1 protein-coding gene and 1 pseudogene are annotated in these 1,330 nt (G+C 64.1%); both read left to right on the forward strand.

Going from position 1 to position 1,330, the window contains the following annotated elements; genetic code table 11:
- Positions 1–308, forward strand: a pseudogene (locus M3149_RS22595) (IS21 family transposase); the annotation flags it as partial.
- The gene (gene istB / locus M3149_RS22600; RefSeq protein ID WP_251711602.1) at positions 298–1,101 is read left to right on the forward strand and encodes an IS21-like element helper ATPase IstB; all 804 of its coding nucleotides are present in this window, start codon (positions 298–300) and stop codon (positions 1,099–1,101) included. The pseudogene M3149_RS22595 and the gene istB, both read left to right, overlap by 11 nt.
- Positions 1,102–1,330: the final 229 nt, after the last annotated feature.

Consider the following 1,330-nt stretch of genomic DNA (forward strand, 5'->3'; position numbering starts at 1 on the left):
AGTTGCCCGCCGGGTTCAAGCGGCTGCAGGCCGCGCTGCTCAAGCAGCCCGGCGGGGATCGGGAGATGGTGGAGATCCTGGCCCTGGTGCTGCACCACGACGAGCAGGCCGTTCTGGCCGCTGTGGAACTCGCCCTGGAGGCGGGCGCACCCACCAAGACCCACGTGCTCAACGTGTTGCACCGCTTGCTCGATGGCAAGGGCGCGGTGCGTGCGGTCACCGCCCCGCAGGCGCTGCGCCTGGTGGTGGAGCCGCAGTCCAACGTCGTGCGCTACGACCGCCTGCGGGAGGCTCGCCATGCGTCATGACCCTGCCATCGCCGCCGTCGTGATCATGCTGCGCGAGCTCAAGATGCATGGCATGGCCCAGGCCGTCTCTGAACTGGCCGAGCAAGGCGCACCGGCCTTCACGGCTGCCCAGCCCATCCTGTCCCAGTTGCTCAAGGCCGAGACCGCCGAGCGCGAGGTCCGCTCGGTGGCGTACCAGCTCAAGGTGGCTCGCTTCCCCGCCTACCGCGATCTGGCCGGCTTCGACTTCGCGCACAGCGAGGTCAACGAAGCGCTGGTGCGCCAGTTGCACCGCTGCGAGTTCCTGGAGGCCGCCAACAACGTGGTGCTGGTGGGCGGGCCGGGCACCGGCAAGACCCACCTGGCCACGGCGCTGGGTGTGCAGGCCATCGAGCACCATCACCGGCGGGTGCGCTTCTTCTCCACGGTGGAACTGGTCAATGCGCTGGAAGAGGAGAAGGCCTGCGGCAAGTCAGGGCAGCTCGCGCACCGCCTGGCCTATGCCGACCTCGTGATCCTTGATGAGCTGGGCTACCTGCCGTTCAGTGCTTCGGGCGGCGCGCTGCTGTTCCACCTGCTCTCCAGGCTCTACGAGCGCACCAGCGTTGTGATCACCACCAACCTGAGCTTCAGTGAATGGGCCAGCGTCTTCGGTGATGCCAAGATGACCACAGCGCTGCTCGACCGTCTGACCCACCATTGCCATATTCTTGAGACCGGCAACGACAGCTTCCGCTTCAAGAACAGTTCCGCTCAACAGCCCGCGCCAGCGCCCAAGAAGGAGAAGACCCCGAAGAACTTATCCACACCCTGAACCACGAGGTTCATCCCAAAGGGTGGGTCAAGATTCAATGGAAATCCCGGGTCAGCTTTACGTGGAAATCAACACACACACCAGGTGGGGAAATTTACTCCGGCTGGGTATTTCGGACCAACGTGACCGGTGATTTCGGCATCGTGACCGAGGATTTCGGCCTATCGTGACCAAGTCCATTTTCGGTTCATCGTGACCGGTCGTTTCGGCAACGTGACCGAGCATTTCG

The sequence above is a fragment of the Hydrogenophaga intermedia genome, from assembly GCF_023715105.1.
GTDB lineage: Bacteria > Pseudomonadota > Gammaproteobacteria > Burkholderiales > Burkholderiaceae_C > Hydrogenophaga > Hydrogenophaga intermedia_A.

Bases quoted from the DNA above. Each gene is read 5' to 3' on its own strand.
- istB (WP_251711602.1), top strand. From the start codon at position 298: ATGCGTCATGACCCTGCCATCGCCGCCGTCGTGATCATGCTGCGCGAG.